We start from the raw sequence: 26,218 nt of genomic DNA on the forward strand, positions 1-26,218 counted from the left end.
TGAGTTGGCCACAGCGGCCTAGGCTCGGCGGGCAAGGCGAGGCGTGACGGGGACAGATCCCCGCAGGTCTAGAGTGTTCCACCGGGGGTGCCCAGCGATGGGCCGGCACGTGGAGGTACGGCCATCGAAAGCCAATTCAACGGCGAGTCGTCCGGCGTGTCGCCGTCCACGAACCAACCCACCGGCCAGGCCGGCCGATCCGGCGGCACGACCGGCCAGGCCGACCTGACCGGTTACCCCGCCATCCGCTCGGTACTGCGCATCCGCCCCTTCCGCCGGCTCTGGATCGTGCTCAGCGCGGCCTCCTTCGGAGACTGGCTCGGCCTGCTCGCCACAAGCATCTTCGCCGCCGCCCAGGTGGAGGGCAGCACCGCCAAGGGCGCCGCCTTCGGTGGCGTGATCGCCATCCGGCTGCTGCCCGCACTGCTGCTCGGGCCGATCGCCGGCGTGTTCGCCGACCGGTTCGACAGACGCTGGACCATGGTCATCTGCGACCTGCTGCGGTTCGTGCTGTTCGCCTCCATCCCGCTGTACGCGCTGACCGGTGCCAGCGGTGCCCGGGTGGTCAGCTGGGCGGCCATCGCCACCTTCCTGATCGAGACGGTCACGCTGCTCTGGATCCCGGCCAAGGAAGCGGCGGTACCGAACCTCATCCCGCGCGCCCGGCTGGAAACCGCCAACCAGCTCACCCTGATCACCACGTACGGCCTGACGCCGATCTTCGCCGCGATCGTGCTCGCCTCGCTGGACGGCATCGTCCGGGGTGCCACCGGCGGCGAGATGCCGTCCTGGGCCGAGCCGGCCCAACTCGCGCTCTGGTTCAACGCGCTCTCCCGGCTCGCCACCGCCCTGGTCGTCGCCTTCGGCATCAAGGAGATCAGCCAGGGGCAGCGCCAGCGGCAGGAACAGTCCGAGCAGAGCATGCTGCGCCAGTTCAACGAGGGCTGGCGGTACATCGGGAAGACGCCACTGGTCCGTGGCCTGGTGCTGGGCATCTTCGGTGCCTTCGCCGGCGGCGGCATCGTGATCGGTACGTCCCGGTTCTTCGCCAACTCGCTCGGTGCCGGTGACGCCGCCTTCTCCCTGCTCTTCGGGGCGATCTTCTTCGGCCTGGCGATCGGCATCGGGCTCGGCCCGATGATCGTGCGGGACATGTCCCGGCGTCGCTGGTTCGGCATGAGCATCGTGCTGGCCAGCGCTTCGGTGATGACCCTGGCCTTCGCCATCCACCTGTCCATGGCGCTGGTCGGCGCGGTCCTGGTCGGCGCCGGCGCCGGGATGGCCTTCCTCTCCGGCACCACCCTGCTCGGCGGCGAGGTCGCCGACGAGGTACGCGGCCGGGTCTTCGCGGTGGTGCAGATCGGCACCCGACTGGTGCTGATCCTGGCGATCGCGCTGGGCAGCCTGCTCGCCGGTGTCGGTGGCTCCCGGAAGCTGGAGATCGCCGACCTGGGGATCTCGATCTCCGCCACCCGCCTGCTGCTGCTCGTCGCCGGCGCGGCCGGGATCTTCGCCGGGATCAGCGCGTTCGGCCAGATGGACGACAAGAAGGGCGTCCCGGTCCTGGCCGACCTGTGGGGTTCGATCCGGGGCCGTCCGCTGATGCCGGCGGAGCCGTTCGTCTCGGCGGGGCTCTTCGTGGTCTTCGAGGGCGGCGAAGGCGCCGGCAAGTCGACCCAGCTGGCCCAGCTCGCCGAGCGGCTGCGCGCCGAAGGGCGGGACGTGGTGGTCACCCGGGAGCCGGGCGCAACGGGCGTCGGCACCCGCATCCGGTCCCTGGTGCTGGACAACAACACCGACGACGAGGCGCCCTCACCACGCGCCGAGGCCCTGCTCTACGCCGCCGACCGGGCGCATCACGTGGCCACCGTGGTCCGGCCCGCCCTGTCCCGGGGGGCCGTCGTGATCAGTGACCGGTACGTCGACTCGTCCCTGGCCTACCAGGGCGCCGGGCGCACCCTGCCGGTCGACGAGCTTTCCTGGCTCTCCTCCTGGGCCACCGGCGGGCTCAAGCCCGACCTGGTGGTGCTGCTGGACATCGACCCGCGTGCGGGGCTGTCCCGGGTGGCCGAGCGCAGCCGAGCCGCCGACCGGCTGGAAGCCGAGTCGCTGGCCTTCCACGAGCGGGTCCGGTACGCCTTCCTCGACCTCGCCGCCGCCGACCCGAACCGCTACCTGGTTCTCGACGCCGGCCACCCGGTCGAGCAGATCGCCGAGCGGGTCGCCGACCGGGTGACGGAACTGCTCGCCCCCGGCGGTGCCGACCACCCGGGGCCGGCGAGTGGCCCGGACACCTCGGTGCAGCCTGAGTTATCCCCAACGGAGCTGGTGACGACGGAGCGGACTTGATGCCGGACGCCTTTGCCGACCTGGTCGGGCAGGACGAGGCGGTGGACACGTTACGCCGGGCCGCGGCCGCCGCAGCCGCCGTGCTGCGTACGCCCCAGGAAGCGGTGAGCGGAGCCGACCCGGGTGCCGGGATGACGCACGCCTGGATCTTCACCGGGCCACCCGGCTCGGGACGGTCGGTGGCGGCGCGGGCCTTCGCCGCCGCGTTGCAGTGTGAGCACGGCACCGGGTGCGGGCAGTGCCCCGGTTGTCACACCACCCTGGCCGGCACCCACGCCGACGTACGGCTGGTGGTTCCCGACGGGCTCTCCATCGGGGTCAACGAGATGCGGGCGCTGGTGCTGCGGGCGGCCAGCACACCGTCCGGCGGCCGGTGGCAGGTCGTGATCATCGAGGATGCCGACCGGTTGACCGAGGCGGCCGGCAACGCACTGCTCAAGGCGGTCGAGGAGCCGCCACCCCGAACGGTCTTCCTGCTCTGCACGCCCTCCACCCACCCGGACGACATCTCGGTGACGATCCGGTCGCGGTGTCGGGTCGTACCCCTGGTGCAGCCGGCGGCGGACGCGGTGGCCGAGGTGCTGGTCCGGCGGGACGGGATCGCACCCGACGTGGCCCGATGGGCGGCGGCGGCCACGCAGGGTCACGTCGGACGGGCCCGGCGGCTGGCCGGCGACCCCCAGGCCCGGGCCCGGCGGGAGGCGGTGCTCGCCGTACCGCGCCGGCTGACAAGCGTGGGTGCCGCCTTCGACGCGGCCTCCGCGCTGATCGAGGCGGCCGAGGCCGAAGCCGAGGCGGCGGTCGTGGAGATCGACGCCGCGGAGCGCGCGGCGCTGGAGACGGCGCTCGGTGCGGGCGGTACCGGTCGAGGCGCGGCAAGCGCCGCCCGGGGTTCCGCCGGCCAACTCAAGGACCTGGAGCGGCGGCAGAAGTCCCGAGCCACCCGGGCCCAGCGGGACGCGCTGGACCGGGCGCTTGTCGACCTGGCCGCCTTCTACCGGGACGCGCTGACCATGGCGATGGGTGCACCGGTGCCGCCGGTGCACACCGACACCGCCGAACTGGCTGACGCCGGCGCGCGCAGCTGGCAGGCGGAAGGGGCGCTGCGGCGACTGGAAGCCGTACTGGCCTGCCGCACCGCCATCGAGGCGAACGTCAAGCCCCGGATCGCCGTCGAAGCCATGATGCTCGCCCTCTGGAAGGGCTGACCGCGGCAGGTCTTGTCGGCCGGACCGTTATCCACAGGCATCGACACGCGCAATTCACGTGCGGTACGGTCCGGTGTGCCGTGGTGACGGCGGCGGCACGCAGAGTGAGGGCAGCCGGGGAGGAGTCCGCTGATGCCGCGGGGCGAGATCGACGAGGCATGGATCGAGGAGGCGGTCCGGCGTTACCGCCGGATCGAGTCGCTCCAGGCCGAGTTCGACCAGGCCGTGGCGACGGTCGAGGTCACCGTCCGGTCGCCGGACGGCCTGGTGGAGGTGGTCGTCACCGCCAGCGGCCGGATCACCGACGTACGCTTCCTCGGCCCGCTGCACAACCGTGCGCCGCGTGACGTGGCCGGCTCGGTGCGGGCTGCGGTCACCGCCGCAGCAGACGCCGCCCAGTGGGCCCGGGAGAAGCTGCACAACGAGACCTTCACCGCCTACCGGCCACTGACGGGGGCCTGAGATGGATCTGCGTACCCTGGCCAGCCGGCTCGACGACGCGAGCGCCACCCTCACCGCGCTCTCCCGTTCGGTCACCGCCAGTGATCCCGCCCAGGGGGCCTTCGGGGCTGACGCGCCGGGCCGGCCAGGCGAGATCGGCCGGGCACTGCTGCGGCAGTGGACGACGGCCACGGGCGACCGGGCCCGGGAGGCGTACGCCGCCGCCGGTCACCTGGCGGCCACCGCGGACGCCCTACGCCGAGCTGCGGACCAGTACGCCGACACCGACGTCGCGGTGAGCCGCCGGCTGGCCGGAGAGCCCTGATGGACGCCCTCGACCGGCTCGCCGAACCGGGCCTCGACCTGCTGCGCCGGGTCGACACCCTGCTCGCCGCGGGCGCACCCGAGGGGCACCGGGTCTGGCCGCTGCTGCGGCGGATGCAGGTGCTGCCGGGCGAGGCGCTGCGACACTTCCTCGACCTGCGTCCCGGGCCGCTGGCCGCTGCCGGGCAGGCGGTGCGCCGGCACGTCCACGGGTACGACCGGGCGTGCGCCGCGCTGACCGACCCGCTGCTCTGGTCCGGGCCGGCCGCGGCGGCGTACGGCGAGACCCGGGCGGTGCTGCTGCGCCACCTCGACGAAGGGCCCGAAAGTCTGGTGGGAAGGCTGGAGGCGACCGCTGGTTACGCCGAGGCGCTCGCCGACTGGGTGGAGGGCAGCCGGTTGGCCGTCGCCCGGGCCCTCGCCGAGGTGATCGGCTCGGCCGAGGCGGTGACTGTCGTCACGGCCACCTCGGTCACCCGGGTGGTGAGCCACTCCGGGCCGTCGTCGCCGGGTGCCGTCGCCGCCGCCGAGATCGCCGCCCGCCTGCTGGCGGTGCTCTGCGTGGCGTACGACGGGGCGGAGACCCTGGTCCGCCAGTGGGGGCCGAGCATGGCCGAGTCCGTGCTGCGCCCGCCGGCCGCCCAGGCCCGACCCGGCTTCCACGACGGCCCCCGCACGATCCGTGCCAGTTGGTAGGCGGGGCGCGCGCCGGCCGGGGCCGGCCAGCCATGGATGGTCGTACCGGGTGGTCGATCGCGACGCCGAACCGGCACGGTCCCGCCGAAGCGTCGTAGGGTGATGACATGGGGATGCTCTGTGCGGTCAGCTTCCAGCGCTACGGGCGCCTCTACTACCTCGATCCGGGCGAGTTGCGCCCCCAGGTGGGCGACAAGGTGTTGGTGCCCACCGACGACGGACCCGAGGTGGCGGAGTGCGTGTGGGCGGCGCAGTGGGTCACCGAGGACACCGACGGGTTCCCCAAGCTCGCCGGCCTGGCGCAGGATGAGGACCTGCGCCGCGACGAGGACCTGCGCCGCCGCAAGGCCGCCGCGAAGGTCGCGGCGAAGCGGCTGATCCGCGAGCACGGCCTGCCGATGAAGGTGGTGGCGGTCGACCACGTGCTCAGCCGGGGCGACGACGGCGGTGAGCGGAGCACCATCTACTTCACCGCCCCGCACCGGGTCGACTTCCGCTCACTCGTCCGCGACCTCGGCGCGACCCTGCACTGTCGGGTGGAGTTGCGGCAACTCTCCGCGCGGGACTCGGCACGGGTGCAGGGTGGCATCGGCTCCTGCGGGCGCGATCTGTGCTGCGCCACCTTCCTGAACGACTTCGAGCCGGTGACCATCCGGATGGCCAAGGAGCAGGATCTGCCCCTCAATCCGCTGCGCATCTCCGGCGCCTGCGGTCGACTGATGTGCTGCCTGAAGTACGAGCACCCGCTGTACGCCTCAAGCGGCACGTACCCCGCGAGCGGGCAGCGCGTCGAGACCCCCTCCGGCCTGGGCAAAGTCGTGTCCCGGCATCCGCCGAGCGAGACCGTCACCGTCCGGCAGCTCAGTGACGGGTCGGTCAACCGCTGCTCGCTGGCCGATGTCTGTCGCCCCCGCATGGCACACGACGAAAGGCCCTCCTCCGCAGAGCCGGGGGGTCTGTCGCCGCAAGGGGAGTGACCGGGCCGCTGCGATCTTGGGCTTGTCCGGGCTTCCTACCCTGCCCGCATGGCATATCAGCCGGCCATGGTGCCGCCGAAGAAGTCCAAGCGGGTTCTGTTCATCGTGTTGGGTGTGGTGCTCGCACTCTGTTGCTCAGGTGGGGCGGTCGGCGCCTTCCTGATCTACCGGGTGGCGATGGATGCCACCGGACCGGTCCGCTCCACAGTGAACACATTCGCCGGTGCGCTTGTGGAACGCGACTATCCGACCGCCTATCAGCAACTCTGCACCCGGATCCGGGATCGGGTCAGCGAGGCGGACTTCACGCGGCAGCAGGAAACCCAGCCGGACCTGACCGGACACAAGATCGTCGGGCTGAGCCTCTCCAACCAGAACGGCCATGTCAGTGGCAGTGCGACCGTCCGCTACACCCCGAGCGAGGGCGGCGCCACCAACCGGGTCTACCCGCTGATCAAGGAGGAGGGCAACTGGCGGATCTGCGAGTGAGTCGCCTGCCGGCAGGCCCCGGGTCAGCTGTCGGGCCGGCACCTACGGGTGCCGGCCCGCTGTCGCCCGGGTGCAGTGGTCAGGTGAGGGAGACGGGCGGTTCCGCCAGGCGGGGAGTCAGGGGCGTCGCAGGGGTCAGCCAGGAGGCTTCCGGGGCGTGGTCGGGGTTGACCTGCCACCGGCGGGCCACCCGGTCGACGACGACGGGATAGATCGTGAGGGTGCCGTCCGGGTCGATACGCATCCGGACGAAACCCTTGGCATCCTCGATGCCCTGACCGGCGAACAGTTCGTTGACGTTCACCCCGAACGCGCTGGCGATCAGCAGGTACCCGGCCACCAGTTGACTGGCCACCAGACCGATAACCGGCAGGTAGAGCACCGCTGCGGCAGCCGCCGGCAGCGGCCAGGACCAGTTGTGGAAAGGCAAAGCCAACCAGACCCAGGTGCCGGCCGCGCCCAGCCCGACATGGGCCAGACCATGTATGACGCCGAGAACCCAATGTCGCACGTTGCGTTGTCCGGTGGTGCTGGGTGGCTTGGCGAACAGGGCCGCCGCGAGCACGGTCACCAGCACCATCAACACCAGCGGAACGCTGAACAGACGCTGCTCGGACGCCTCGATCCGGAAGTCGGCCACCCCGGCGATGGAGAGCATCAACAGGGTGTGCAGGACGCCGAGCAGGGTGGCGAACCCCGGGTTGCGGCGAGGCAGCCGACCGAAGATCCCCCAGCCGTACCGGCGGGAGCGGGCCGCGTCGGGGTAACGGGCGGCCAGCGCGTACGACCGGGAAGGGCTGGACCGTCGGGCCAGGGTGTCGCGCGGCGGCACCTCGATCTGCTCGGGCAACTTGTGCGTGGGGTAGAGGTACGCGCCCCCGCTGCCGCAGGTGATCAGCTGGCGGTCGTTCGGGCCGGTGTACCGGGCGTAATGGTGCAGGTCACCGGAGATCAACACCCGGACCCGGGCCCCGGTGGGCGCGATGATGGTCCGGATGAAGTAGTCGATCGAGTCGTACGCCGAAGGGCTGTCGACGGCCTTGACCCAGGCGGGTGCCGGCACTGCCAGGATCACCTTGCTCTGCGGCCCCAGCTTCCTGGCCACCGTGTCGAAGTAGGTCAACTGCGGATCGTCGACGTACGAGCCGGACTGGTCGTCGAGGCCGAGCAGCCACCAGTCGGCGGGCAGCTCGGCGGCGAAGTACGAGCGGGACTGCCCGGTACGCCAACCGCCGAAGTGCCGGTCCCGAGTACGCACGAACAGCCGCAGGAACGCGGTGAGTCCGTCGTACCAGTCATGGTTGCCGGGGACCGCGAAGACACTGGGCTGCTCCGGCGGGGTGGTCGGCAACGCGGCCTGGTACGGCCCCTTGCACCGGTCCTCGTACGCCTCGTAGGCGGCCGACGGGTACACCTGGTCGCCGCCCATCACCAGGGTCTGCGCCCGCGGCAGCCGATGCCCGTCCACCGTCAACTCCGGCTGGGCGAGCAGGTAGGCGACCGAGTACGTGGCATTGAACCCGTCACCCAGGTCGGCGACATAATCCAGCCAGAGCCCGCCGTCCGGGCCGACCTGCTTGGCGATCTCCGAGTCGAGGGCCTTCTGCAACTCCCGTTTGTCCAGGTACGCCCCGAACAACATCGCCAGCAGCGTACGCAGACCGGTGCTGATCAGCAGCAGCGGCGCGAGCCACGGCACCGGCTTGCGCGGCGTGAACCCCAACTCCAGCGGATCGGTACTGCGCGGTCGCCGCGCCGCCCGCCCACCGGCTGCCTCCTCGGCGTACGGACCCAGGGGCGCGGCGCGCCCGGTGGCGGCGGCCGGGTCGGCCGGAGGTTGCGGGGTACCGCCCGGCGGGCTGTCGACCGGTTCGTCGCGGGGGATGTGATCGTCGGCCATCCATCGCAGCGTAGCGGGCGATGATTCGAACCTGCCGAGCCGCAAGGGCCGGGCTGTCCGGTATGCCGACGCGGGTACTCCCGCTCCGCTGGGCGTCGGCGCGTGCCGTACACTAGGCGATCGTTGCCGCCTTAGCTCAGTCGGCTAGAGCGACGCACTCGTAATGCGTAGGTCGACGGTTCGATTCCGTCAGGCGGCTCGGTGAAGAAGCCCAGGTCATTGGCCTGGGCTTCGCCGTTTCCCAAGGTCGACAACCTCACCGCCGGACGTGCCAGTCCGCAAATAGCCCGCATCCCGCGCCGCGACCGCCTCGCCGTGATGGCCATCGAGCGGCGAGGCGTGCCCGCGGAGCCCTGGTTATCGTCTGACGATGACGATCTCCGCAGGGCACAGTGGTCCGCCATTGGTCCGGTTGCGTGCCCACGGGCGGTTGGCGTCCCCGGTCGCTGACGACGTCCTGGTGACGGCATCGGTGGGCCCATCCGGCGAGGTGATCTCGCTGTGGGCTGATCCCGCCAGCCGGAGGGCGCTGCTGGCCGGTGCAGGCTTGGCCGAGTCCTGCGCCCGACAACCCGTCTCCGCCCGGGTGGTCGTCCAAGGCGCGAGCACGACGACGGTCACCACCATCGCCGCTCTGGACCTCCCGTTCTGCAAGCTCCAGCCGCTACCCGACGGACGGATTGTGGTGGTGGCGGGCAGGGGTGGCAAGGCCGTGGTCTTCGACGCCGACGGCACGCCTGTGCTCCAAGGCGATGTCGGCGATGGCATTGAGCATGCGCTGGCCACGCCGACCGGGCAGCTGTGGATCGGCTACTTCGATGAAGGCGTCTACGGCGACGGTTCCCCGCACGGCATCGTCCGCCTCACCGCCGGCCTCGAACCAAATTGGAGATACGCCTTCGGGGTTGAGTTCGGCCCGATCGACGACTGCTACAGCCTGAACGTCGAGGGGGAAACCGCCTGGGCGTGCTACTACAGCAGCTTCCCGATCGTGCGGATTTCCGACGGGACCGTGACCGGCTGGCACAACAAAATCAGGGGAGCGAAGGCGCTTGTCGCCCACGACGACACCTGCGCCTTGTTCGGCGGCTACAGCGGCGAGCGCAGCCGAGTAGTGATCGGCCGTCTCGCTGACACTCAGTACGAGCCGGTCAGCGAAGGATTGCTTGTCCTGCCCGGCGATCGGCCCCTCCCCGACCGAGTCCAAATGGTCGGACGAGGCCCGGAGCTGCACGTCTTCGCGAACACGGAGTGGTACCGGGTCAGCCTCGACGATCTGCCCTGACCTCGTCCGGCGTTGCCGCGATGCGCGATCCTGAGAACCTGGATGGCCTCCGTCTGACATTGACGCCCGCCGCCATCCGTACAGCCAGGGCTACCGTGAGACGCCGACGCAGCCCGACAACGACGGACGGGCTGATCAGGCGCGCGGATACCTGACCAGCCATCCGTGATCTTCTTCAAGCCTCAGGCCGTAGCTCAGTCGAGCAGTCCCGGAACCCGCTCCTGAAGCTCGGCCAGCACCCGTGACAGCCCGGCGTTCAGGTCGTCGCCGTCCCACCGTACGAACTCCCCGCCGAGCGGACTGCCTGACACCAGCACCGTCCAGCGGCCCCGTTGGCAAATCTCCCGGTCGTCGGGACTTGTCGCTTGGCGGAATCGAGCCGATGCTGTGGTCATGGGTACAGCCAGGAAGCGGCGGCCGGTCCACCGTGAGCAGGCTGACCGCCTCACGCTTGTCGATCAATGGCATCACTTCGTCCTGGATCGACCGGTTCTGGTGCAACCCGGCGAGACCATCTGGGTCGAGGACGGCCACCTTCTGGTGCAGAGGAGCATCGGGGTAGTTGATGCCTGTCCCGGCTTCATGAACCGCTGACCACCGGCTCGTCGTTGCCCGGCGTCAGCAAGGGTGAGGGAAGTAGCCGAAGACGCCGACAGGAATCCAGGGAGCCACATGTCCGACCTGGTCGAGCACGCCGACAACATGCAGGACCACTGGTGGTGGCGGCCGGGATGGCGGGCTGGCCGCCATTTCCACGCCTGCCACTTCACCATGAGTCCGCACACCGAGTTGGTGAAGCTGGCGCGGCTCTACCAGCAGGCATTGCGGCCGTTTTCCGGCCTCGATCTCATTCCGACACCCTGGTTGCACCTGACCATGCAAGGCGTCGGCTTCCTGGACGTTCTCAGTGAGGACCAGGTCGCCGATCTGGAGTATGCCATCCGACAGCGGCTTGCCCGCGTGCCTACGCCGATCGTCACGTTTCACCGACCTGTGGTGCGCCGGGAAGCCGTATACCTGCCAGCGACGCCATCTGAGCCCATCGCCTCCGTGCGGAACCAGGTCAGGGCCGCCATCGCAGAAGTCCTCGGGCAGGACCATGTCGAGTTGGCACCCGAGCAGGTGGCGGCGTACCGACCGCATGTGAGCGTCGCCTATTCCAACTCGACACAAGCCGCAGGGCCGATAGTCGACGCGGTGACCCAGGTGGACGCGCCAGCGGTCACGGTAATCCTCGATCACGTCGGCCTGATTGAGTTCCACCGTGACAACCGCATGTACGAGTGGACTCGCGACGTGCAGATCCCGATCGGTCACTGAGACCTGACAACGCCGGCCTGTTCGGCGGCATCCTGAACGCCGCCGCGCAGATCGGCACCGCGGTGGGCATCGCCGTGCTGCTGGCCGGGGTCTCGATCGGTGCCGGACCGGCACCCGGTACGCCGGACGCGAACGCGCGAGGTCAACTGGTGGCCTATCTCATCGCCGGGGTGTTCGCCCTGCTCACGGCGGCACTCGTCGCGCTGCTCGCGCGGCGGTGGTCGGACGGGCCGGCCGGCTGGCCGGCGTCGCCCGCCCGATCGGAACACGCCCCGGCACCCTGACAATCGCTGGCACCGTCACTGTGCGCTACCGGGGACGTTGACCATGTCGGCGGCTGCCACGGTCGGTGCATCGTGCCTGTCGTCAGGTTTGTCCCATGGTGACCGGGGTACCGCCCACGGATGCGGCGACGGTACGCCGACGAGTGAAAGCAGTGGAGGACGGAGATGGAGAGTCGACTCAAGGTGCTGGGTCACCCCGTCCATCCCATGCTGGTGATGTTTCCGGCGGCGCTGCTGATCACGGCGGTGCTGTTCGACGTCATCGACACCGTCGGTGGGCCGGACTTCCTCGGCGAGGTGGCGTACTGGAACATCACTGTCGGGCTGATCGGTGGCCTGCTGGCCGCGGCGGCGGGACTGTTCGACCTGCTGGCCATCCCGGCCGGTACGCGGGCGAAGCGGGTGGCGCTCACCCACGCCGCCGCCAACGTGGCGGTGATCCTGCTCTTCGCCGCGGTCTGGGTGGTACGCCTCAACGCCGACTCACGGGCCGCCGGTGGCGCACTGATCGCCATCGAGGTGGTGGCGCTCGGCATTCTCAGTGTCAGTGCCTGGCTCGGCGGGGAACTGGTCGACCGGCTCGGCGTCGGCGTCGACCGTGACGCCCATCTGGACGCGCCGAGTTCCCTGCGTACATCTGGCAGCCAGTGAATGGGAGATCAGCGATGACCGGACCGGGGCGTGGTTGGCGCGCAGGCCAGCAGGGCTGGGACCCGCTGGGCGAGTTGCAGTCCCTGCGTACCGAGCTGAGGCGGTTGGTCGGTGGTCGGCCAGGGCCGCCCGAGGTGGAGTTGGGGGAGACCGCCGACGGCTGGGAGGTGATCGTCCGGCTGCCCGGTGTCGCGCCCGAGGAGGTCGCGGTGGAGTTGGACGACCGCGAACTGTGCGTACGCGCCCGGACCGAGGCCGAGGTCAACGCCGATCACGGGATCTCCGGTGGCTTCGAGACCCGAGGCTTCGACTACCGGGTGCAGTTGCCGGCACGGGTGGACCCGGACACGATCGACGCGGTGATGGATCACGGCCTGCTCCGGGTGCGGCTGCCGCGACCGAACCGCCCCAGCCCTCGCACCATCCCCGTCGGCCGGGGCGGGCCGTACAGCGGCACGTCGAGCGGCATCGACCCGGCCGCCGACCGGGAACTGCACCATCCGGACGTCGCCCTCGGCGAAGCCGACCGGTAGCCGATGAGCGACCCGGCCCTGCTCACCTCGGCCGCCGGGCTGGTACCGGACGTGGCCCGGATCGCCGTGCTGCGCGCCAACGCGCTCGGCGACTTCATCTTCGTCCTGCCGGCGCTGGACGCGCTGCGGTCGGCGTACCCGCAGGCGGAGATCGTGTTGCTCGGTGCGCCGTGGCACGCGCAGCTGTGGCGCGACCGCCCCGGCCCGGTGGATCGGGTGCTTGTGGTGCCGCCCGCGCCGGGCATCCGCGCGGCGGGCCCCGGTGAGGCCGAGGCCAGCATGGTCGACTTCCTGGCCGCCGCCCGCACCGAGCGTTTCGACCTGGCCCTGCAACTGCACGGTGGCGGCGCCAACTCCAACCCGCTGGTGGCCGCGCTCGGTGCCCGGGTCAGCGCCGGTCTGCGGGCCGAGGACGCCCCGCCGCTGGACCGCTGGCTGCGCTACGTCTACTACCAGCCCGAGGTGATCCGCTACCTGGAGGCGGTGGCGCTCGTCGGTGCCCCGGCGACCACGATCACCCCGACGTTGACGGTCACCGACGCGGACCGGGCCGAGGCCCGGTCGGTGCTCGGCGCGGCGGAACGGCCCCGGGTGGTGCTGCATCCAGGGGCCACCGACACCCGCCGACGCTGGCCCGCCGAGCGGTTCGCCGAGGTGGCCCGGACGCTGCACGCGGACGGGTACGAGGTGCTGGTCACCGGCACCCCCGCCGAGCACGACGTGGTCGACCAGGTGGTCGCGGCGGCCCGGGTGCCCCTCCGGCCGCAGGTCGGCACGTTGAGCCTCGGTGGATTGGCCGGCTGCTACGCCGACTGCGAGCTGGTGGTCTCCAACGACACCGGCCCGCTGCACCTGGCCGCTGCCGTGGGCACCCCGACGGTCGGCATCTTCTGGGTCGGGAACCTGATCACCACGGCCACCCCGCTGCGTGCCCGGCACCGGCCGATCACCTCGTGGACGGTGCACTGCCCGGTCTGCGGGGTGGACTGCACTCCGGGCATCTACCCGCATCGTCCGGGCGACGGCGAGTGCCCGCACCGCGACTCGTTCGTAACCGACGTGCCGGTGGCCGAGGTGCTGGAAGCCGCGCGCGAGCTGCTGTTCCGGTCGTAAGGAAGGGCACCTTCTTAACGTCTGCGGTAGAGCAGGGGCCCCTTGTTAACAACCAAGGTCGTCGGCGAGGACGACCTCCCACGCCTCCACGTCCCGGTCGGTAACGGTGGTCGGTGACTCCAGGTGGTAGGCCCCGCTGGGCAGGACGCCGGCGCCACCGTGGCGCGCCAGCACGGCGAGCTGGGCGGCGACATCCTCGCCCTGGTGGCGCGGCGGCACCCGACGCCAGAAGTCGAAACCGCCGGAGTCGACGAGCTTCGCCCGGTCGTACAGCACACAGCCGCCGATCCAGGAGATCCGGTACGCCCGCCAACTGCCCTCAGGCAGCGCCAGCGCCTCGGTGACGTGCAGCAGGTTCGCCGCCGAGTGGATCTGCGCCCGGTCCCACTCGGGGGTGTCCGGCCCGATGCGCTCTGGCACCGGTCGACCGCTCCACTCCTGGTAGTGCCGGTGGGTCTGCGGCCGTACGTCGTGCAGATAGGACAGTCCGTGCACCGCGTTGCCGACGAACCCGCAGCCCAGCTCCTCGATGGCGGTCACCAGCCGACGCAACGTGCCCGGTTCCAGCCAGACGTCGTCGTCGAGGCAGAGCACGTACCGGGCGGCGGAGGCGGCGAGCAGCGAAGCGCGGTGTTCGGCCAGGCCGCGGCGGGGCAGCCGGCGGGTCAGCAGCACCGGGTGCCCCCGGTGGCGCAGCGCCCGGACCATGGTGGCCGCCGCCGGGTGGGCGTAGCCGGGCTCGTGGTCGGACTGGTCACTGACCACCACACCGAACCCCGGCACCCCCTCCTGGGCGGCGAGCCCGGAGAGGGTGACGGCCAGTTCGGCGGGCCGGTCGCGGGTCGGAATCAGCACGTCCAGCAGCCGTTCGGCGCGGAAGTCGGCGTGCGTACCGGTGTCGAGCGGTCGGTTCACGGTGCCTTACCGGTCATCGGTGGCGCGGCCGACCCGGTCATCTCGTCCGCCGGGTCGGGCAGCGTCACCCCGAGCGCCCGGTCCGCGTCGAGGACCCGATCAACGTCGGGGTCGGGCCGCGTCGGTGGGCCGCCGACCACCACCTCCGGCGAGCCTTCCTGGCCGTACGCCCGGATCCGGTCGATGATCGCGGAGGTGGACCGGTCCGGTACGTAGCCGAGGGTGCGTACCTGCCCGCCGAGCCGCTGCACGAGCGGCGCCTCCGGCACCAGTTCGGGCGGGTAGTCGCCACCCTTGACGTAGACGTCCGGCCGGATCGCCTCGATCAGCGCGGTCGGCGAGTCCTCCTCGAAGACCACCACATGGTCCACGCAGGACAGTGCGGCGAGCAGGGCGGTGCGGTCCTCGACCGGGTTGACCGGGCGGTCGGGCCCCTTCAGCCGCCGGACGCTGCCGTCGGAGTTGACCGCCACCACCAGCAGGTCACCGAGCGCCCGCGCCTGCTCCAGATAGCGCACATGGCCCCGGTGCAGCACGTCGAAGCAGCCGTTGGTGAAGACCACCGACCGGCCGGCGCGACGATGCTCGGCGACGAGGGCGTCCAGCCCTTCGGTGCCGATCAGCACCTGCCGGTCGTCTCCGCCCAGGGCCGGTTGCCCGAGCGCGGTCAGCAGATCCTCGCGGCGGCACACGCAGGTGCCGGTGCCGGTTACGGTGCTGGTGGCGGCGAGCTGCGCCAGGTGGGCCGCGGTGGACAGCGGGGCGTCGGCGGCCAGCGCGAGCGTCATGGCCGCCAGGTACGCGTCCCCGGCACCGACCGCATGACTGGCCGGTACGGGCGTGCTGTGGCTGCGACTGGGTTGCCCGTCCGCGCCGCCGACCACCGCCCCGTCGGTGTCCAGCGTCACCGCGACCACGTCCGCGCCGGTGTGTGCGCGCAGCTCGGCCAGCCGGGACTCGGCCAGTACCGCCCGGTCCACACCGGCCCCCGCGTCGGCGTTCACGGTCACCCCGGTGCCGGTGACGCTGAGCCCGTCATGGGTCATCGCCACCCGGTCCTCGCCCGGCGTCGGCTCCCCGGTCGGCCCGCCGGTACGCTGCCCCGCCCCGCCCGGCGCGGCACCGACGGTCAGCTCGGACGGGCCGTCGCCCAAGTCCACCTCGGGATGTTCCAGTTGCAGTTCACCGCCGCCGCGCCCGGCGCGGGCGAGCAGGCGGGTGGCCTCCGCGAAGCTCGGGGTCACCACGGTCGGGGCGAGGCCGCGCCAGTCGGCGAGGTCGTGCGCGTCGAGGGCGACGGTGGCGTACCGGTCCCGTTGGGCGACCAGCCAGGCGCGTACCCGAGCCGGCAGTGCGCCCAGGCCGTAGTCGCAGATCACCAGGGTCGGCGCCACGCCGTCGGCAGCGGCCTGCAACTCCCGGGTGGCGCAGTCCAGGGCGGTGAGCAGCCGGTCCACCCCGTCCTCGCTGAGCGGGTCGTCGGGGTCGCCGGAGTCCTCCCGCAGCAGGATCTGGTCACCGGCGAGCATCCGGCGCTTGACCGGGGTGTGCCGGCCCGGCTGGCTGACCGTACGGTCCCAGACACCGGCCCGATCCAGGCAGTCGTGCAGTTCGTCGCCGGCCACGTCCGCGCCGACGGGTGCCACCAGCACCGACCGGCCGCCCAGCGCGGCGATGTTGACTGCCGTGTTGGCCGCCCCACCCGCTGCGGAGATCCGGCGGCGCAGGGTGAGGACGGGTGCCGGGGCTTCCCGGCACAGCCGGTCCGAGTCGGCGAACCGCCACTCGTCGAGCATGGCGTCGCCGAGTACCAGGACGGGGCGTCCGAGCCAGCTCTGCACGACCTCGGCGAGCCGGAGCTGTTCCGCTGCTGCTCGTGCCATGCCGGCGGATCCCCCTGCCCGACGGGGTCAAACCTGCCGCGCGGACCAGGAGCGGATGCGGCGTGCGCCACCACAGGCGCGCGTTTCGGTGCCTCCGGGTCGGGAAGGGATTCCTTCGAACCCCCCGGATTTCGAACCCCCGGAGAGGAGTAGCAGCATGGCAGCCACATTGCAGGGCAAGCGAGTCGCGTTCCTGGCCACCGACGGCGTGGAGGAGGTCGAGTACGTCCAACCGCGCCAGGCGGTCGAGCAGGCCGGTGCCACCGCCGAACTGGTGTCGATCAAGCCCGGGAAGATCACGTCCTTCCAGCACCTGGACCCGTCGCAGACGTACGAGGTCGATGTGAGCGCCGCCGACGCGGACCCCGACCGGTACGACGCCCTGGTGTTGCCGGGCGGGGTGTCCAACCCGGACTTCCTGCGGACCGACCCGGACGCGGTGCGTTTCGTCAGGTCGTTCCTCGACGCGGGCAAGCCGGTGGGGGTGATCTGCCACGGCCCGTGGACGCTTGTCGAGGCGGACGTGGTGCGGGGTCGCCGGATCACCAGTTGGCCGAGCCTGCGTACCGACCTGGTCAACGCCGGCGCGAACTGGGTCGACGAGCAGGTCGTCACCGACAACGGGCTGGTCAGCAGCCGTAAGCCGGACGACCTGCCGGCGTTCTGCGCCAAGATCGTCGAGGAGTTCGCCGAGGGCCGGCACTGAGCCGACAGCCGACGCCGAAGCGGTGGTGGCCCGTCCGGGCTGTCACCGCTTCGGCGTGCGTGCGCCGGGTCCGCCGTCGCGTTCCAGACGTGCGGCATGTTTTCGGTGACCGGGGAAAGCAGGCGTAATGACCACGGAGGGCCGTTCCGAGCCGGTACTGAACAAGGGGCAGCTTCGCCTGCTGATGTTCGGCCTGATGACCGGCATGCTGCTGGCAGCACTCGATCAGACAATCGTCGGGACCGCCCTGCCGACAATCGTCGGTGAACTGGGCGGCATCAGCCACTACTCGTGGGTGGTGACCGCGTACCTGCTCGCCTCGACGGCGTCGACGCCGCTGTACGGCAAGATGGCCGACCTGTACGGCCGCCGTCCGGTGTTCCTCTTCTCCATCGGGACCTTCCTGCTCGGCTCGCTGCTGGCCGGGTTGTCCCAGGACATGACCCAGTTGATCGTCACCCGCGGGGTGCAGGGCATCGGCGCGGGTGGCCTGATCACACTGGCCTTCACCATCATCTCGGACGTGGTCCCGCCCCGCGAGCGCGGCCGGTACCAGGGCGTCTTCGGTGCCGTCTTCGGCATCTCCTCGGTGGCCGGTCCGCTGGTCGGTGGCTATTTCGCGGAGACGAACTGGCGTTGGATCTTCTACGTCAACGTGCCGCTGGCGATCCTCGCCATTCTGGTCTGTTCCCGGGTGCTGCGGCTGGTGCCGTTCACCCGGCGCAAGCACGCGATCGACTGGCTCGGCGCGACGCTGCTGGTCGCCGGGGTGAGCTGCCTGCTGCTCGCGTTGAGCTGGGGTGGCGAGACCTACCCGTGGGGTTCCGCACTGATCATCGGGTTGTTCGTCGCCGGGGCGGTGCTGGGGTTGCTCTTCGTGCTCCAGGAGGCCCGGGTCACCGAGCCGATCCTGCCGTTGCGGTTGTTCCGCAGCGCCACCTTCGCCCTGGCCAACGGTGCCGGGTTCGTCATCGGCCTGGTGATGTTCGGGTCGATCATCTTCATCCCGCTCTACCTCCAGATCGTCAAGGGCGCCTCGCCGACGCGCAGCGGTCTGCTGATGCTGCCGATGATGGCGGGTGTCATCGTCACGTCGGTGCTCACCGGCCGGGCCATGAGCCGGCTCGGCCGGTACAAGTGGTTCCCGGTGGCCGGGGCGGCGTTGCTGCTGGTCGGGATGCTGCTGTTCACCCGGCTGCGGGTGGAGACCTCGCTCTGGGTGGCGTTCGGCTTCATGGTGGTGATCGGCGTGGGGCTGGGGCTCTGCATGCAGTCGCTGGTCCTCGCCGTGCAGAACGCCGTCTCCATGCGGGACCTGGGCGCGGGCACCTCCTCGGCGACCTTCTTCCGGTCGCTCGGTGGCTCCTTCGGGGTGGCGATCCTCGGCGCGGTGCTCTCCTGGCGACTCACCGCCGAGTTGGCCGACCGGCTGCCCGGCGCGATCGCTCAGTTGACGCCCGAGGAACAGGCCGCGGCCGGGGCCACCGGCGGCGCGGGTGTCTCGATCAACGATCCGGCGGCCATCCTGGCGCTACCCGCCCCGGTGCGGGCGGCCGTTCAGACGGCGTTCGTCGAGTCGCTGCACCTGGTGTTCCTGACCACCGGGCTGATCGCGATCGTGGCGCTGCTGGTCACCCTGGCCCTGCCCAACGAGCAACTGCGGGGTGCCGGCCCGCAGGGCGCCACCGGCGGGACGGACGGGCTCGGTGGGGAAGGCCCGGCACCGGGTGGCAAGCCGCTGGACAAGGGGTCCAAATCGGAGGCCGCCGCCGACATGGAGGCGAAGTCCCAGACGATGCTCTGACCGGTCCCGGTCGTCCGGTCTCGGCGACGAGTGTCACTTGAGGATCAGGCGGTTGGTCTGCTCGAAGACGTCCAGGTCGGCGAGGGTCTCCGCGACGCTGGCGGAGAGCGGATGCGGCATCGCCTTGCGGTGGAAGAAGCCCGCGTCGGTGGTCTCGTCGGTGATCCGGGCGAGCTGGCCGTCCCACTCCTCGACCCGGAAGGCCGTGGTGAAGACCTGGTACGTGTGGCCGTACATGTTGGTGTGGGTGCGGTCGGCGCCGGTGTAGAGGGCGAAGGCGCTGACCCGCAGGGCGCGCAGGCCGGTCTCCTCGCGGACCTCCCGGACGGCGCAGTCGGCGATCGACTCGCCCAGTTCCATCGCCCCGGCCGGCAGCGCCCACTGCCCGTTGTCCGACCGGCGGATCAGCAGGACCCGCGCCGAGCTGTCGCGAACCACGGCACGGGCGCCCACGAACATCAGCGTCCGGTCGCCGGCGAGAGCGCGCAGCTGTCCGACGTACGAATCAGCCCAGGAAATGCTCACCCGGCCGAATGTACGCAGGGATGCCGGGGGTGTCCGGGAGACCGGCTTGTTACCCACTCGTAGGGGCGATGTGCGGGATCTGGCAGCGCCGTAACACTTATCGGCGCATCATCGCCGTTAGGGATAGCGGGCTCGCGTAGACCTCTACTCCCGGAGGGCGGCCCCGGCGTTCGCACCGCGCCGGGGCCGCCCGTTTTTGCGGGGGTTACCCGCAATGCCAGTATTGCGAGAGTTGTTCGCTTCTGTCCTGCTGATGGGGAAATCCGCCCAGAACACGCCAGCGCTAGTCGGCGGCGCTGATCAACACCTTGCCCACGACCGCGTCCTCCACCGCCTGATGCGCGGCGGCTGCCGCCGACAGGGGATAGCGGTGCAGCGGCAGCCCCGCCTCCTCGCCCACCCGGATGCCGCCCTGCGCGGCAGCCGCCGCGACATCCATCACCGCCTGCGCCTTCGCCGCCTTCGGCAGCGTGTAGACAAGCACGAACTGCCAGCGCGCGTTCGGTGTCATCAGCGGCCTGATCGGCAGGGTCACCTCGTCGCCGCCGTCGTCGGCGTAAACACAGACCACCCCGCCCGGATGCAGCAGTTGGACGTCGGTGGCGGCGTTGCGGGCGGCGGCGACCTCGACGATCCCGTGCACCCCGTCGGGCGCGACCTTGCGGACCTCGGCCACCACGTCCTGCTCCCGATAGTTGATCACGAAGGAGGCGCCGGCTGCCGCCGCCAACTGCGCCTTCTCGGCGCTGCTCACCGTGGCGATGACGCAGGCGTCCGCCCAGGCCGCCAGCTGGATCGCCGCGTTGCCGACCGCGCCCGCGCCGCCCTGGACCAGCACCGCGTGGTCGCTCAGCGCACCGGGGCGCAGGCCGTCCGGCAGGTACTCCCCGGCGGTCAGGCACCGGTGTGCGGTCAGGAACGGGATGCCCAGGCTGGCCCCCAGCTCGAAGGAGCCGTCGCCGAGGCGTACCACCTGGCGGACCGGGACCACGGTGTACTCGGCGGCGGTGCCCCAGGGCCGCTGCCAGGCGGCCTCCCAGATCCACACCCGCTCGCCGATCAGATCCTGGGCGACGCCCGCGCCGACCGCCTCGATGATCCCGGCGCCGTCCTGACCGGGCGTCTGCCAACCGGCCGGCAGCGGCCACTGCCGGCGGGCCTTCCAGTCCGTCGGGTTCACCCCGGAGAACACGATCCGCACCAGCACCTCGCCCGCACCGGGCTCGGGCAGCGGCCGGTCGACCAGTTGCAACACCGAGGGATCGCCGGTGCGCTCGTACACGATGGCCTTCATCGCCGTCCCCTCCCGCCCGGCCCGCTGGCGGGCGTCCTTGTCACCGACCGTAGGCGGGCCGGAGGTCGGGCGGTGGCCGTTCAGGCCAGCCGGTCCACCACCTGCGGGGTCAACTCGTCGATCGAATTCAGCACCGTCGCCGCCAGCTGTTGCGCGTCCGGATCCAGCGGGTACGACAGGTGTGGCACCGCCACCACGGTCATTCCCGCGGCGGCGGCCGACCGCACCCCGTTGGAGGAGTCCTCCACCGCCACGCACCGCGTCGGGTCCACCCCGAGTTGCCGGGCGACCGCCAGGTAGACGTCCGGGGCCGGCTTGCCGCGCTCGGTCTGCTCGGTCGACAACGTGGCCTGGAACTCGTCGGTCAGGTCGGTGGCGGCCAGCGCCGCCGCGATCAGCCGGGTCGGGGACGAACTCGCCAACCCCAGCGGCCACCGCGCGGCCAGCCGGCGTACCACCTGGTCGGCCCCGTCGATCACCGGTACGCGCTGCGCGTACCGCTGGGCCATCTCCTCGACCACCTCGGCGGCGACCTGCTCGGCGCTCCGCCGTACGCCCAGTTCCCCGCTGAGGTACCGGGCCCACTCCCCGGTGCTCATCCCCATCAACCGCCGCTGGGTGTCCGCCTGCCACGTCCCACCGTGCGCCGCGACGTACGCCCGCCGCACCTCCTCCCAGACCGGCTCAGAATCCACGATCACGCCGTCAAGGTCGAAAACCACCGCTTCCACCATCACCCCCTCATCCTCCCCCACCCACCCCCAGACCCAACTTGATCAAGAAGTTCTGGTCGGCGAGAGAGCAACACATCTCGACCGAAACCTCTTGATCAACCCTGCTGGGGGGTGGGGAGGCCGATGGGGTTGGTGGAGGGGATCACCAGGTGGGCGGCTTGGGCGATGGGGAGGAGGAGGGTGTGCAGGCGGGTGAGGGTGTCGGGGGTGAGGGAGTGCCAGGGGCGGGCGGCGGCGGTGTCGGTGGCGGTTTCGATTGCCTGGAAGGCGGCTCGGCCCTCTGCGGTGGGGGTGGCAGAGGACAGGGTGGTGGGGGTGGTGGAGGGATCAGCGGGGGTCAGCCAGCCACGCGCGGCCAGGCGGGACTGGGCCTGTGCCCACTCGTGGTCGGACCAGCCTCGGCCCTGCAGGGACTGGGCCGGCATTCCGTTCGCCACCCGCCAGGCCAGCGTCTCGACCGGGTCGAGGTCGGCGGCGACCAGCGCGGCCACGTGCCCGTCGCCGCGATGCTCACGCAGCGTCGTCGCTGCCTGCCAGAGCCGGGCGAGCGGATAGTCGCCGCGCGGTAGGGCGGCGTTGGCCGCACCGAGCACCCGACCGGGGGCCGCACCGACCCCCTCGGCGGCGACTTCGAGCAGCTCCGCAGTCTCCGCCAGGTGCCGCTCGGGCAGCTCGTACGTCAGCTCGGCGAGCGCCTGCACCGCACCGGTCAGCCGGGCCCGTAGCGCCTGCTCCGGGTCGGCCAACTGCCAGATCGACGGCAGGGCCCGGGCAACCATGTGCGGGGCGAAGGTGTAGAAGGCGGCGACCACCGGCGCCGGGCCGACCGGCCCCAGCGGCGCGGCCCGGCCCGCGAAATAACCACGCCAGTACCCGCGCAGCCCGACCGCCTCGTACGCGGCCCGGGCGCGCGGATGAAAGTAGGTGACGGCGTGCACCGGCTCGAAACAGGTCCACATCAACCGGGCAACCTGTGCCGGGTCGTCCCACGCCGTCACCGCTAGCCCCTACTGGGCGGCGAGGATGTCGACCACGAAGCGCAGCGGGCCGCCCGGACGTCCACCGGCACCGTCGCCGTACGCCTGCTCGGCCGGGATGTCCAGCTGCACCCGGCTGCCCACGGTCACCCCGACCAGGCCCCGGTCCCAGCCCTCGATGACCTGTCCGACACCGATCGGGAAGGTGGCCGGCTCACCGCGGCTCCACGAGGAGTCGAACTCCTCGCCGTTCTCGTAGAACACCCCGATGTAGTTGACGGTGATCGACTGGCCCGCCTCGACCTTCGGGCCGGTGCCCTCGATCAGCGGGGTGACGACGAGCTTGTCGAGCTTGCCCTCGCCGGCCTTGGCCTCCGGCTGGGTGCCCAGCGCCGGGTCGGCCCCCTCGGGCAACTGCGGGGCGGGCGGCGCGTCCTGGGGGGCACCCTGCGTCGGCGTGGCCGACGGCTCACCGGCCGCCTGCTCGGTGGGCTCGTCGCCGCCGCGCTGGCCGATCATCACGAACACGGTGATCAGCACCGCGACCACGGCCACCGCCGCGAACGCGCCGGCCCAGGCCTGCTTGCGGCGTTTGGCCTCGGCTGCCTTCTGTTCGGCCAACTGTTCGGCCAACCGCCGCCGTGCCTTGCTTTCCTGCCCGCCCGCGTGCTCGCTCACGTCCTCGACTCCCTGCGCAGAGGTGGATGCGTCCGGCCACGGACGCCGTCGCCGACACACGGTACCTGGTGGCCGGCGCAGTTCCGACGGTCGATCGTGACCAGTGGGACCGCAGAGGGCCGTTGGGACACATGTGGGGCCTGCGGGCCGCACAGATCACGGCCGGAGGCGGGTCACGCGGTCTTGCGGGCAGCCTTCTTCGGAGCGGCCTTCTTGGCGGCCTTCTTCTCCGCCGCCTTGGGGGCGGCCTTCTTCGTACCCTCGGTCTTCTTGGCGGCCTCGGCCTTCTTCGGAGCGGCCTTCCTGGTGGCGGCCTTCTTCGCCGGGGCCTTGGCCGCCGCCTTCTTCTGCTGGGCGGAACGCGCCGAGGTGATCGGGGTCGGCTCGCCGGCGCCACCACCGGCCGGTGCCTCGCCCCGGGCCGCGCGGGCCCGCTCGACCGACGCCTTCAGCGCGGCCATCAGGTCGACGGCGGCGGCCGGGGCCTCCTCGGCCTCCTCCGGCTGCACCACCTCACGGCCCTCCACCTTGGCGTCGATGACCTCCTGCAACGCCGCCCGGTAGTCGTCGGTGAACTCGTCCGGATGGAAGTCACCGGCCATCGAGTCGATCAGGGAGGTGGCCATCGCCAGCTCCGGCGGGCGGATCTTCAGGTCCTCATCGAGGAAGCCGAAGTCCGGCTTACGGATCTCGTCCGGCCAGAGCATCGTGTTCAACAGGAGTACGCCGTCGCGGACCCGCAGGGTGGCCAACTGCTCCCGCTGGCGCAGCGCCACCTTGACGATCGCCACCCGCTCCGAGTCGGTCAGGGCGTCGCGCAGCAGCAGGTACGGCTTGGTCGCGGTGCCCTCCGGCTCCAGGAAGTACGCCTTGTTGTAGAGGATCGGATCGACCTGCTCGGCCGGTACGAACTCCAGCACGTCGATCGCGTGCGAGGTGGTCAACGGCAGGTCGGCGAAGTCCTCGTCGGTGAGGATGACCATCTCCCCGCCGCCGATGTCGTAGCCCTTGGCGATGTCGTCGTAGCTGACCTCCTCGCCGCAGACCTGGCAGGTGCGCTTGTACCGGATCCGTCCGCCGTCTTCCCGGTGCACCTGGTGGAACCGGATGTCCTTCTCCTCGGTCGCGGAGTACAGCTTCACCCCGATCGAGACCAGACCGAACGACACGGCACCCTTCCAGATGGCCCGCATCCCGTACTCCCTTCGCCGGTATCGACCATGCTCGCACCCGAGCGAACGTGACGCGAGGTGTTCGGCCTGGTACTACAGTCGGATGGTGCCCGGCGCGCCGCTCAGACCGATGCTCGCGATGACCGGGCAACTCCCGGTCGGTGCCGGCTGGGCGTACGAGTTCAAGTGGGACGGCGTACGCGCCCTGGCCGACATCACCGCTGGTCGGCAGCACCTGTACGCCCGCTCCGGTGTGGAGATCACCGCCGCCTACCCGGAACTGATCACGCTCGCCGAGCAGGTCGACGACGCACTGCTCGACGGTGAGGTGGTCCTCTTCGACCAAGCGGGACGCCCGTCATTCACCGCACTCGCGGAGAGGATGCACGTGCGGGACCGGGCGAAGGCGGCCCGGCTGGCGGCGAGCGTCCCCGTCACGTACATGATCTTCGACCTGCTCCGGTTGCGGGGCGAGGACCTCACCGGCTGGCCGTACGCCCGCCGCCGGGAGGCCCTCGACGACCTGGGCCTGGGTGCGGCGCGGTGGGCGGTGCCACCGGTCTTCTTCGACGGCGCGGCCACCTACTCCGCCGCCGGTGAGCACGGCCTGGAGGGGGTGATGGCCAAGCGGGTCGACTCGACCTACCGACCCGGGGTGCGCTCACCGGACTGGGTGAAGGTCAAACTGGAGGTGACAGGCGACTTCGTGGTCGGTGGCTGGCGGCCCGGCGCCCGCAGGATCGGTGGGCTGCTGGTCGGGGTGCCCGGTGCCGGCGGACGGCTCACCTACCGGGGTCGGGTCGGCGGCGGCATCGGCGCGGCGATCGAACGGGAACTGCTGCGCGAGCTGGAGCCACTGCGCACCCCCACCTCACCGTTCGCCGCCGGCGTGCCGCGCGAGGATGCCCGGGGCGCGATCTGGGTAACCCCACAGGTGGTGGTGGAGGTGAAGTACGGCCAGCGCACCCCGGACGGGCGACTGCGGTTCCCCCGGATCCTGCGGCTGAGACCGGACAAGCCGGCCGAGGAGGTCGACGATGCCAGCTGAGCGCTTCCGGGTCGAGGTCGAGGGCCGCACCCTGGACCTGTCCAACCTGGACAAGGTGCTCTATCCACAGGCCGGCTTCACCAAGGGCGAGGTGATCGACTACTACACCCGGATCGCCCCGGTGCTGCTGCCGCACCTGGCCGACCGGGCGCTGACCCGGATCCGCTACCCGAACGGGGTGGACGGCAACTCGTTCTTCGAGAAGAACGCCCCCGCCGCAACCCCCTCCTGGGTGCGCACCGAGAACCTGCCCGCCCCCGGATCGAGCAAGGGCCGGGAAACCATCGACTACGTGGTCGCCGACGACCTGCCCACCCTGGTCTGGCTGGCCAACCTCGCCGCGCTGGAACTGCACACCCCGCAGTGGAAGGTCGGCGAACACCCCGACCTGATGGTGGTCGACCTCGACCCGGGCGCCCCGGCGTCCCTCAAGCAGTGCTGCCAGGTGGCGCTGCTGCTGCGCGACCGACTCGCCGCCGACGGGGTGGACGCCTACCCGAAGACCTCCGGCAAGAAGGGCATGCAACTGAGCTGCCCGATCGCCGGCACCCAGTCCTCCGACGACGTGTCGGGCTACGCCCGACGGATCGCGCAGGAGTTGGAACGCGAGCACCCGAAGTTGATCGTGTCGAAGATGGCGAAGAACCTGCGGCCCGGCAAGGTCTTCATCGACTGGAGTCAGAACAACGCGGCGAAGACGACTGTCGCGCCGTACTCGCTGCGCGCCCAGCCGGTGCCGTCCGTCTCCGCGCCGCTGACCTGGGACGAGGTCGCCGCCGGTGCGGCCGGTAAACGACCGTCGTCGCGGCCGTACACCGCCGGCGAGGTGCTCAAGCGAGTCGACGAACACGGCGACCTGCTCGCCCCCCTGCTCAACCTCGGCCCCGCACTGCCCGAGCGGTAAGGAAGGGC

The 26,218-nt window shown here is 71.2% G+C and carries 27 protein-coding genes and 1 tRNA gene; 19 read left to right on the top strand and 9 right to left on the bottom strand.

All coding sequences use genetic code 11. The features are described from left to right. The first annotated feature begins 255 nt into the window (after positions 1-255). The 7 genes from tmk to EG812_RS22975 all read left to right on the top strand — a co-directional run bounded on the left by tmk (position 256) and on the right by EG812_RS22975 (position 6,484). Positions 256-2,349, top strand: a complete 2,094-nt coding sequence (tmk, locus tag EG812_RS22945; RefSeq protein WP_126712760.1) for a dTMP kinase — start codon at positions 256-258, stop codon at positions 2,347-2,349. After that, a complete protein-coding gene (locus EG812_RS22950) occupies positions 2,349-3,557 on the top strand; it encodes a DNA polymerase III subunit delta' (protein ID WP_013731076.1) in 1,209 nt (402 codons plus the stop codon). The genes tmk and EG812_RS22950 overlap by 1 nt, the downstream gene beginning before the upstream one ends. Before the next feature lie 132 nt (positions 3,558-3,689). Further along, positions 3,690-4,019, top strand: coding sequence for a YbaB/EbfC family nucleoid-associated protein (locus EG812_RS22955; RefSeq protein WP_013731077.1), 330 nt, complete (start codon positions 3,690-3,692; stop codon positions 4,017-4,019). 1 nt (position 4,020) lies between these two features. Then, entirely contained in the window at positions 4,021-4,323 is a 303-nt protein-coding gene (locus EG812_RS22960; protein ID WP_013731078.1) for a hypothetical protein, read from the top strand. Further along, positions 4,323-5,018 (top strand): hypothetical protein, encoded by a 696-nt coding sequence (locus EG812_RS22965; RefSeq protein ID WP_126712713.1) that lies wholly within the window; start codon positions 4,323-4,325, stop codon positions 5,016-5,018. The genes EG812_RS22960 and EG812_RS22965 overlap by 1 nt, the downstream gene beginning before the upstream one ends. A gap of 107 nt (positions 5,019-5,125) precedes the next feature. Further along, positions 5,126-5,995: a PSP1 domain-containing protein gene (locus tag EG812_RS22970; RefSeq protein WP_126712714.1), complete on the top strand. Its 870-nt coding sequence runs from the start codon at positions 5,126-5,128 to the stop codon at positions 5,993-5,995. Positions 5,996-6,043: 48 nt separating this feature from the next. Next, complete coding sequence (locus EG812_RS22975) at positions 6,044-6,484, top strand: Rv0361 family membrane protein (RefSeq protein ID WP_126712715.1); 441 nt, start codon at positions 6,044-6,046, stop codon at positions 6,482-6,484. A 79-nt stretch (positions 6,485-6,563) separates the two neighbouring features. On the opposite strand, the gene EG812_RS22980 is transcribed toward EG812_RS22975, so the two are convergent. Continuing rightward, positions 6,564-8,384 (bottom strand): metallophosphoesterase family protein, encoded by a 1,821-nt coding sequence (locus tag EG812_RS22980; RefSeq protein WP_233579591.1) that lies wholly within the window; start codon positions 8,382-8,384, stop codon positions 6,564-6,566. A gap of 125 nt (positions 8,385-8,509) precedes the next feature. On the opposite strand from EG812_RS22980, the gene EG812_RS22985 reads away from it, so the two are divergent. The 8 genes from EG812_RS22985 (at position 8,510) to EG812_RS23020 (ending at position 13,570) form a co-directional block, all read left to right on the top strand. Further along, positions 8,510-8,583: transfer RNA gene (locus EG812_RS22985), tRNA-Thr, on the top strand. A gap of 171 nt (positions 8,584-8,754) precedes the next feature. After that, the gene (locus EG812_RS22990) at positions 8,755-9,669 is read left to right on the top strand and encodes a YxiH-YxzG fusion protein (protein ID WP_126712716.1); all 915 of its coding nucleotides are present in this window, start codon (positions 8,755-8,757) and stop codon (positions 9,667-9,669) included. Positions 9,670-10,062: 393 nt separating this feature from the next. Then, positions 10,063-10,263: a hypothetical protein gene (locus EG812_RS22995; RefSeq protein ID WP_126712717.1), complete on the top strand. Its 201-nt coding sequence runs from the start codon at positions 10,063-10,065 to the stop codon at positions 10,261-10,263. 78 nt (positions 10,264-10,341) lie between these two features. Continuing rightward, positions 10,342-10,989 carry a 2'-5' RNA ligase family protein gene (locus EG812_RS23000; RefSeq protein ID WP_126712718.1) on the top strand — a complete coding sequence of 216 codons (648 nt, stop codon included), beginning with the start codon at positions 10,342-10,344 and terminating at the stop codon, positions 10,987-10,989. Continuing rightward, positions 10,953-11,273: a hypothetical protein gene (locus tag EG812_RS23005; RefSeq protein WP_126712719.1), complete on the top strand. Its 321-nt coding sequence runs from the start codon at positions 10,953-10,955 to the stop codon at positions 11,271-11,273. The genes EG812_RS23000 and EG812_RS23005 overlap by 37 nt, the downstream gene beginning before the upstream one ends. A 165-nt stretch (positions 11,274-11,438) precedes the next feature. Then, on the top strand, positions 11,439-11,924 hold the full coding sequence (locus tag EG812_RS23010) for a DUF2231 domain-containing protein (protein ID WP_126712720.1): 486 nt from the start codon (positions 11,439-11,441) through the stop codon (positions 11,922-11,924). Between the two features lie 14 nt (positions 11,925-11,938). Further along, positions 11,939-12,457 carry an Hsp20/alpha crystallin family protein gene (locus tag EG812_RS23015; protein WP_126712721.1) on the top strand — a complete coding sequence of 173 codons (519 nt, stop codon included), beginning with the start codon at positions 11,939-11,941 and terminating at the stop codon, positions 12,455-12,457. Between the two features lie 3 nt (positions 12,458-12,460). Beyond that, positions 12,461-13,570 carry a glycosyltransferase family 9 protein gene (locus EG812_RS23020; protein WP_126712722.1) on the top strand — a complete coding sequence of 370 codons (1,110 nt, stop codon included), beginning with the start codon at positions 12,461-12,463 and terminating at the stop codon, positions 13,568-13,570. 45 nt (positions 13,571-13,615) lie between these two features. Here EG812_RS23020 and EG812_RS23025 read toward each other — a convergent pair whose 3' ends face one another. Further along, a complete protein-coding gene (locus EG812_RS23025; protein ID WP_126712723.1) occupies positions 13,616-14,485 on the bottom strand; it encodes a glycosyltransferase family 2 protein in 870 nt (289 codons plus the stop codon). After that, on the bottom strand, positions 14,482-16,368 hold the full coding sequence (gene rfaE2, locus EG812_RS23030) for a D-glycero-beta-D-manno-heptose 1-phosphate adenylyltransferase (RefSeq protein ID WP_126712724.1): 1,887 nt from the start codon (positions 16,366-16,368) through the stop codon (positions 14,482-14,484). The genes EG812_RS23025 and rfaE2 overlap by 4 nt, the downstream gene beginning before the upstream one ends. A 157-nt stretch (positions 16,369-16,525) precedes the next feature. On the opposite strand from rfaE2, the gene EG812_RS23035 reads away from it, so the two are divergent. Then, positions 16,526-17,074 carry a type 1 glutamine amidotransferase domain-containing protein gene (locus EG812_RS23035; protein WP_126712725.1) on the top strand — a complete coding sequence of 183 codons (549 nt, stop codon included), beginning with the start codon at positions 16,526-16,528 and terminating at the stop codon, positions 17,072-17,074. Positions 17,075-17,201: 127 nt separating this feature from the next. Next, on the top strand, positions 17,202-18,878 hold the full coding sequence (locus EG812_RS23040; protein ID WP_126712726.1) for an MDR family MFS transporter: 1,677 nt from the start codon (positions 17,202-17,204) through the stop codon (positions 18,876-18,878). A 33-nt stretch (positions 18,879-18,911) separates the two neighbouring features. On the opposite strand, the gene EG812_RS23045 is transcribed toward EG812_RS23040, so the two are convergent. From EG812_RS23045 to ku, 6 genes are all read right to left on the bottom strand, one after another. Beyond that, positions 18,912-19,403, bottom strand: coding sequence for an NUDIX domain-containing protein (locus EG812_RS23045; protein WP_013731094.1), 492 nt, complete (start codon positions 19,401-19,403; stop codon positions 18,912-18,914). A gap of 283 nt (positions 19,404-19,686) precedes the next feature. Further along, positions 19,687-20,697 (bottom strand): NADPH:quinone reductase, encoded by a 1,011-nt coding sequence (locus tag EG812_RS23050; RefSeq protein WP_013731095.1) that lies wholly within the window; start codon positions 20,695-20,697, stop codon positions 19,687-19,689. 80 nt (positions 20,698-20,777) lie between these two features. After that, positions 20,778-21,431, bottom strand: a complete 654-nt coding sequence (locus tag EG812_RS23055) for an HAD family hydrolase (protein ID WP_126712762.1) — start codon at positions 21,429-21,431, stop codon at positions 20,778-20,780. Between the two features lie 95 nt (positions 21,432-21,526). Next, on the bottom strand, positions 21,527-22,390 hold the full coding sequence (locus tag EG812_RS29350; RefSeq protein WP_199743932.1) for an SCO6745 family protein: 864 nt from the start codon (positions 22,388-22,390) through the stop codon (positions 21,527-21,529). A 48-nt stretch (positions 22,391-22,438) separates the two neighbouring features. Beyond that, the gene (locus EG812_RS23065) at positions 22,439-23,086 is read right to left on the bottom strand and encodes an FKBP-type peptidyl-prolyl cis-trans isomerase (protein WP_013731098.1); all 648 of its coding nucleotides are present in this window, start codon (positions 23,084-23,086) and stop codon (positions 22,439-22,441) included. Between the two features lie 173 nt (positions 23,087-23,259). Then, entirely contained in the window at positions 23,260-24,279 is a 1,020-nt protein-coding gene (gene ku / locus EG812_RS23070; RefSeq protein ID WP_013731099.1) for a non-homologous end joining protein Ku, read from the bottom strand. 85 nt (positions 24,280-24,364) lie between these two features. Between ku and ligD (EG812_RS23075) the strand changes: the two genes are divergently transcribed. Then, a complete protein-coding gene (gene ligD, locus EG812_RS23075; protein WP_043722697.1) occupies positions 24,365-25,306 on the top strand; it encodes a non-homologous end-joining DNA ligase in 942 nt (313 codons plus the stop codon). Next, complete coding sequence (gene ligD / locus EG812_RS23080; RefSeq protein ID WP_126712728.1) at positions 25,296-26,210, top strand: non-homologous end-joining DNA ligase; 915 nt, start codon at positions 25,296-25,298, stop codon at positions 26,208-26,210. Before ligD (EG812_RS23075) ends, ligD (EG812_RS23080) begins: the two co-directional genes overlap by 11 nt. Positions 26,211-26,218: the final 8 nt, after the last annotated feature.

It is taken from the genome of Verrucosispora sp. FIM060022, assembly GCF_003977705.1.
Classification (GTDB): Bacteria; Actinomycetota; Actinomycetes; order Mycobacteriales; family Micromonosporaceae; genus Micromonospora; species Micromonospora gifhornensis.

Excerpts from the sequence above, each read along its gene's own strand:
- EG812_RS23010 (WP_126712720.1), top strand. The coding sequence starts at position 11,439 with ATGGAGAGTCGACTCAAGGTGCTGGGTCACCCCGTCCATCCCATGCTG.
- EG812_RS23035 (WP_126712725.1), top strand. The coding sequence starts at position 16,526 with ATGGCAGCCACATTGCAGGGCAAGCGAGTCGCGTTCCTGGCCACCGAC.
- EG812_RS22965 (WP_126712713.1), top strand. The coding sequence starts at position 4,323 with ATGGACGCCCTCGACCGGCTCGCCGAACCGGGCCTCGACCTGCTGCGC.
- EG812_RS22975 (WP_126712715.1), top strand. The coding sequence starts at position 6,044 with ATGGCATATCAGCCGGCCATGGTGCCGCCGAAGAAGTCCAAGCGGGTT.
- rfaE2 (WP_126712724.1), bottom strand. The coding sequence starts at position 16,368 with ATGGCACGAGCAGCAGCGGAACAGCTCCGGCTCGCCGAGGTCGTGCAG.
- EG812_RS23050 (WP_013731095.1), bottom strand. The coding sequence starts at position 20,697 with ATGAAGGCCATCGTGTACGAGCGCACCGGCGATCCCTCGGTGTTGCAA.
- EG812_RS29350 (WP_199743932.1), bottom strand. The coding sequence starts at position 22,390 with ATGTGGACCTGTTTCGAGCCGGTGCACGCCGTCACCTACTTTCATCCG.
- EG812_RS22950 (WP_013731076.1), top strand. The coding sequence starts at position 2,349 with ATGCCGGACGCCTTTGCCGACCTGGTCGGGCAGGACGAGGCGGTGGAC.
- EG812_RS23040 (WP_126712726.1), top strand. The coding sequence starts at position 17,202 with ATGACCACGGAGGGCCGTTCCGAGCCGGTACTGAACAAGGGGCAGCTT.
- EG812_RS22995 (WP_126712717.1), top strand. The coding sequence starts at position 10,063 with ATGGGTACAGCCAGGAAGCGGCGGCCGGTCCACCGTGAGCAGGCTGAC.
- EG812_RS22990 (WP_126712716.1), top strand. The coding sequence starts at position 8,755 with ATGACGATCTCCGCAGGGCACAGTGGTCCGCCATTGGTCCGGTTGCGT.
- EG812_RS23055 (WP_126712762.1), bottom strand. The coding sequence starts at position 21,431 with ATGGTGGAAGCGGTGGTTTTCGACCTTGACGGCGTGATCGTGGATTCT.
- EG812_RS23015 (WP_126712721.1), top strand. The coding sequence starts at position 11,939 with ATGACCGGACCGGGGCGTGGTTGGCGCGCAGGCCAGCAGGGCTGGGAC.
- EG812_RS23000 (WP_126712718.1), top strand. The coding sequence starts at position 10,342 with ATGTCCGACCTGGTCGAGCACGCCGACAACATGCAGGACCACTGGTGG.
- EG812_RS22960 (WP_013731078.1), top strand. The coding sequence starts at position 4,021 with ATGGATCTGCGTACCCTGGCCAGCCGGCTCGACGACGCGAGCGCCACC.
- EG812_RS22980 (WP_233579591.1), bottom strand. The coding sequence starts at position 8,384 with ATGGCCGACGATCACATCCCCCGCGACGAACCGGTCGACAGCCCGCCG.
- EG812_RS22970 (WP_126712714.1), top strand. The coding sequence starts at position 5,126 with ATGGGGATGCTCTGTGCGGTCAGCTTCCAGCGCTACGGGCGCCTCTAC.
- ku (WP_013731099.1), bottom strand. The coding sequence starts at position 24,279 with ATGCGGGCCATCTGGAAGGGTGCCGTGTCGTTCGGTCTGGTCTCGATC.
- ligD (WP_126712728.1), top strand. The coding sequence starts at position 25,296 with ATGCCAGCTGAGCGCTTCCGGGTCGAGGTCGAGGGCCGCACCCTGGAC.
- EG812_RS22955 (WP_013731077.1), top strand. The coding sequence starts at position 3,690 with ATGCCGCGGGGCGAGATCGACGAGGCATGGATCGAGGAGGCGGTCCGG.
- EG812_RS23020 (WP_126712722.1), top strand. The coding sequence starts at position 12,461 with ATGAGCGACCCGGCCCTGCTCACCTCGGCCGCCGGGCTGGTACCGGAC.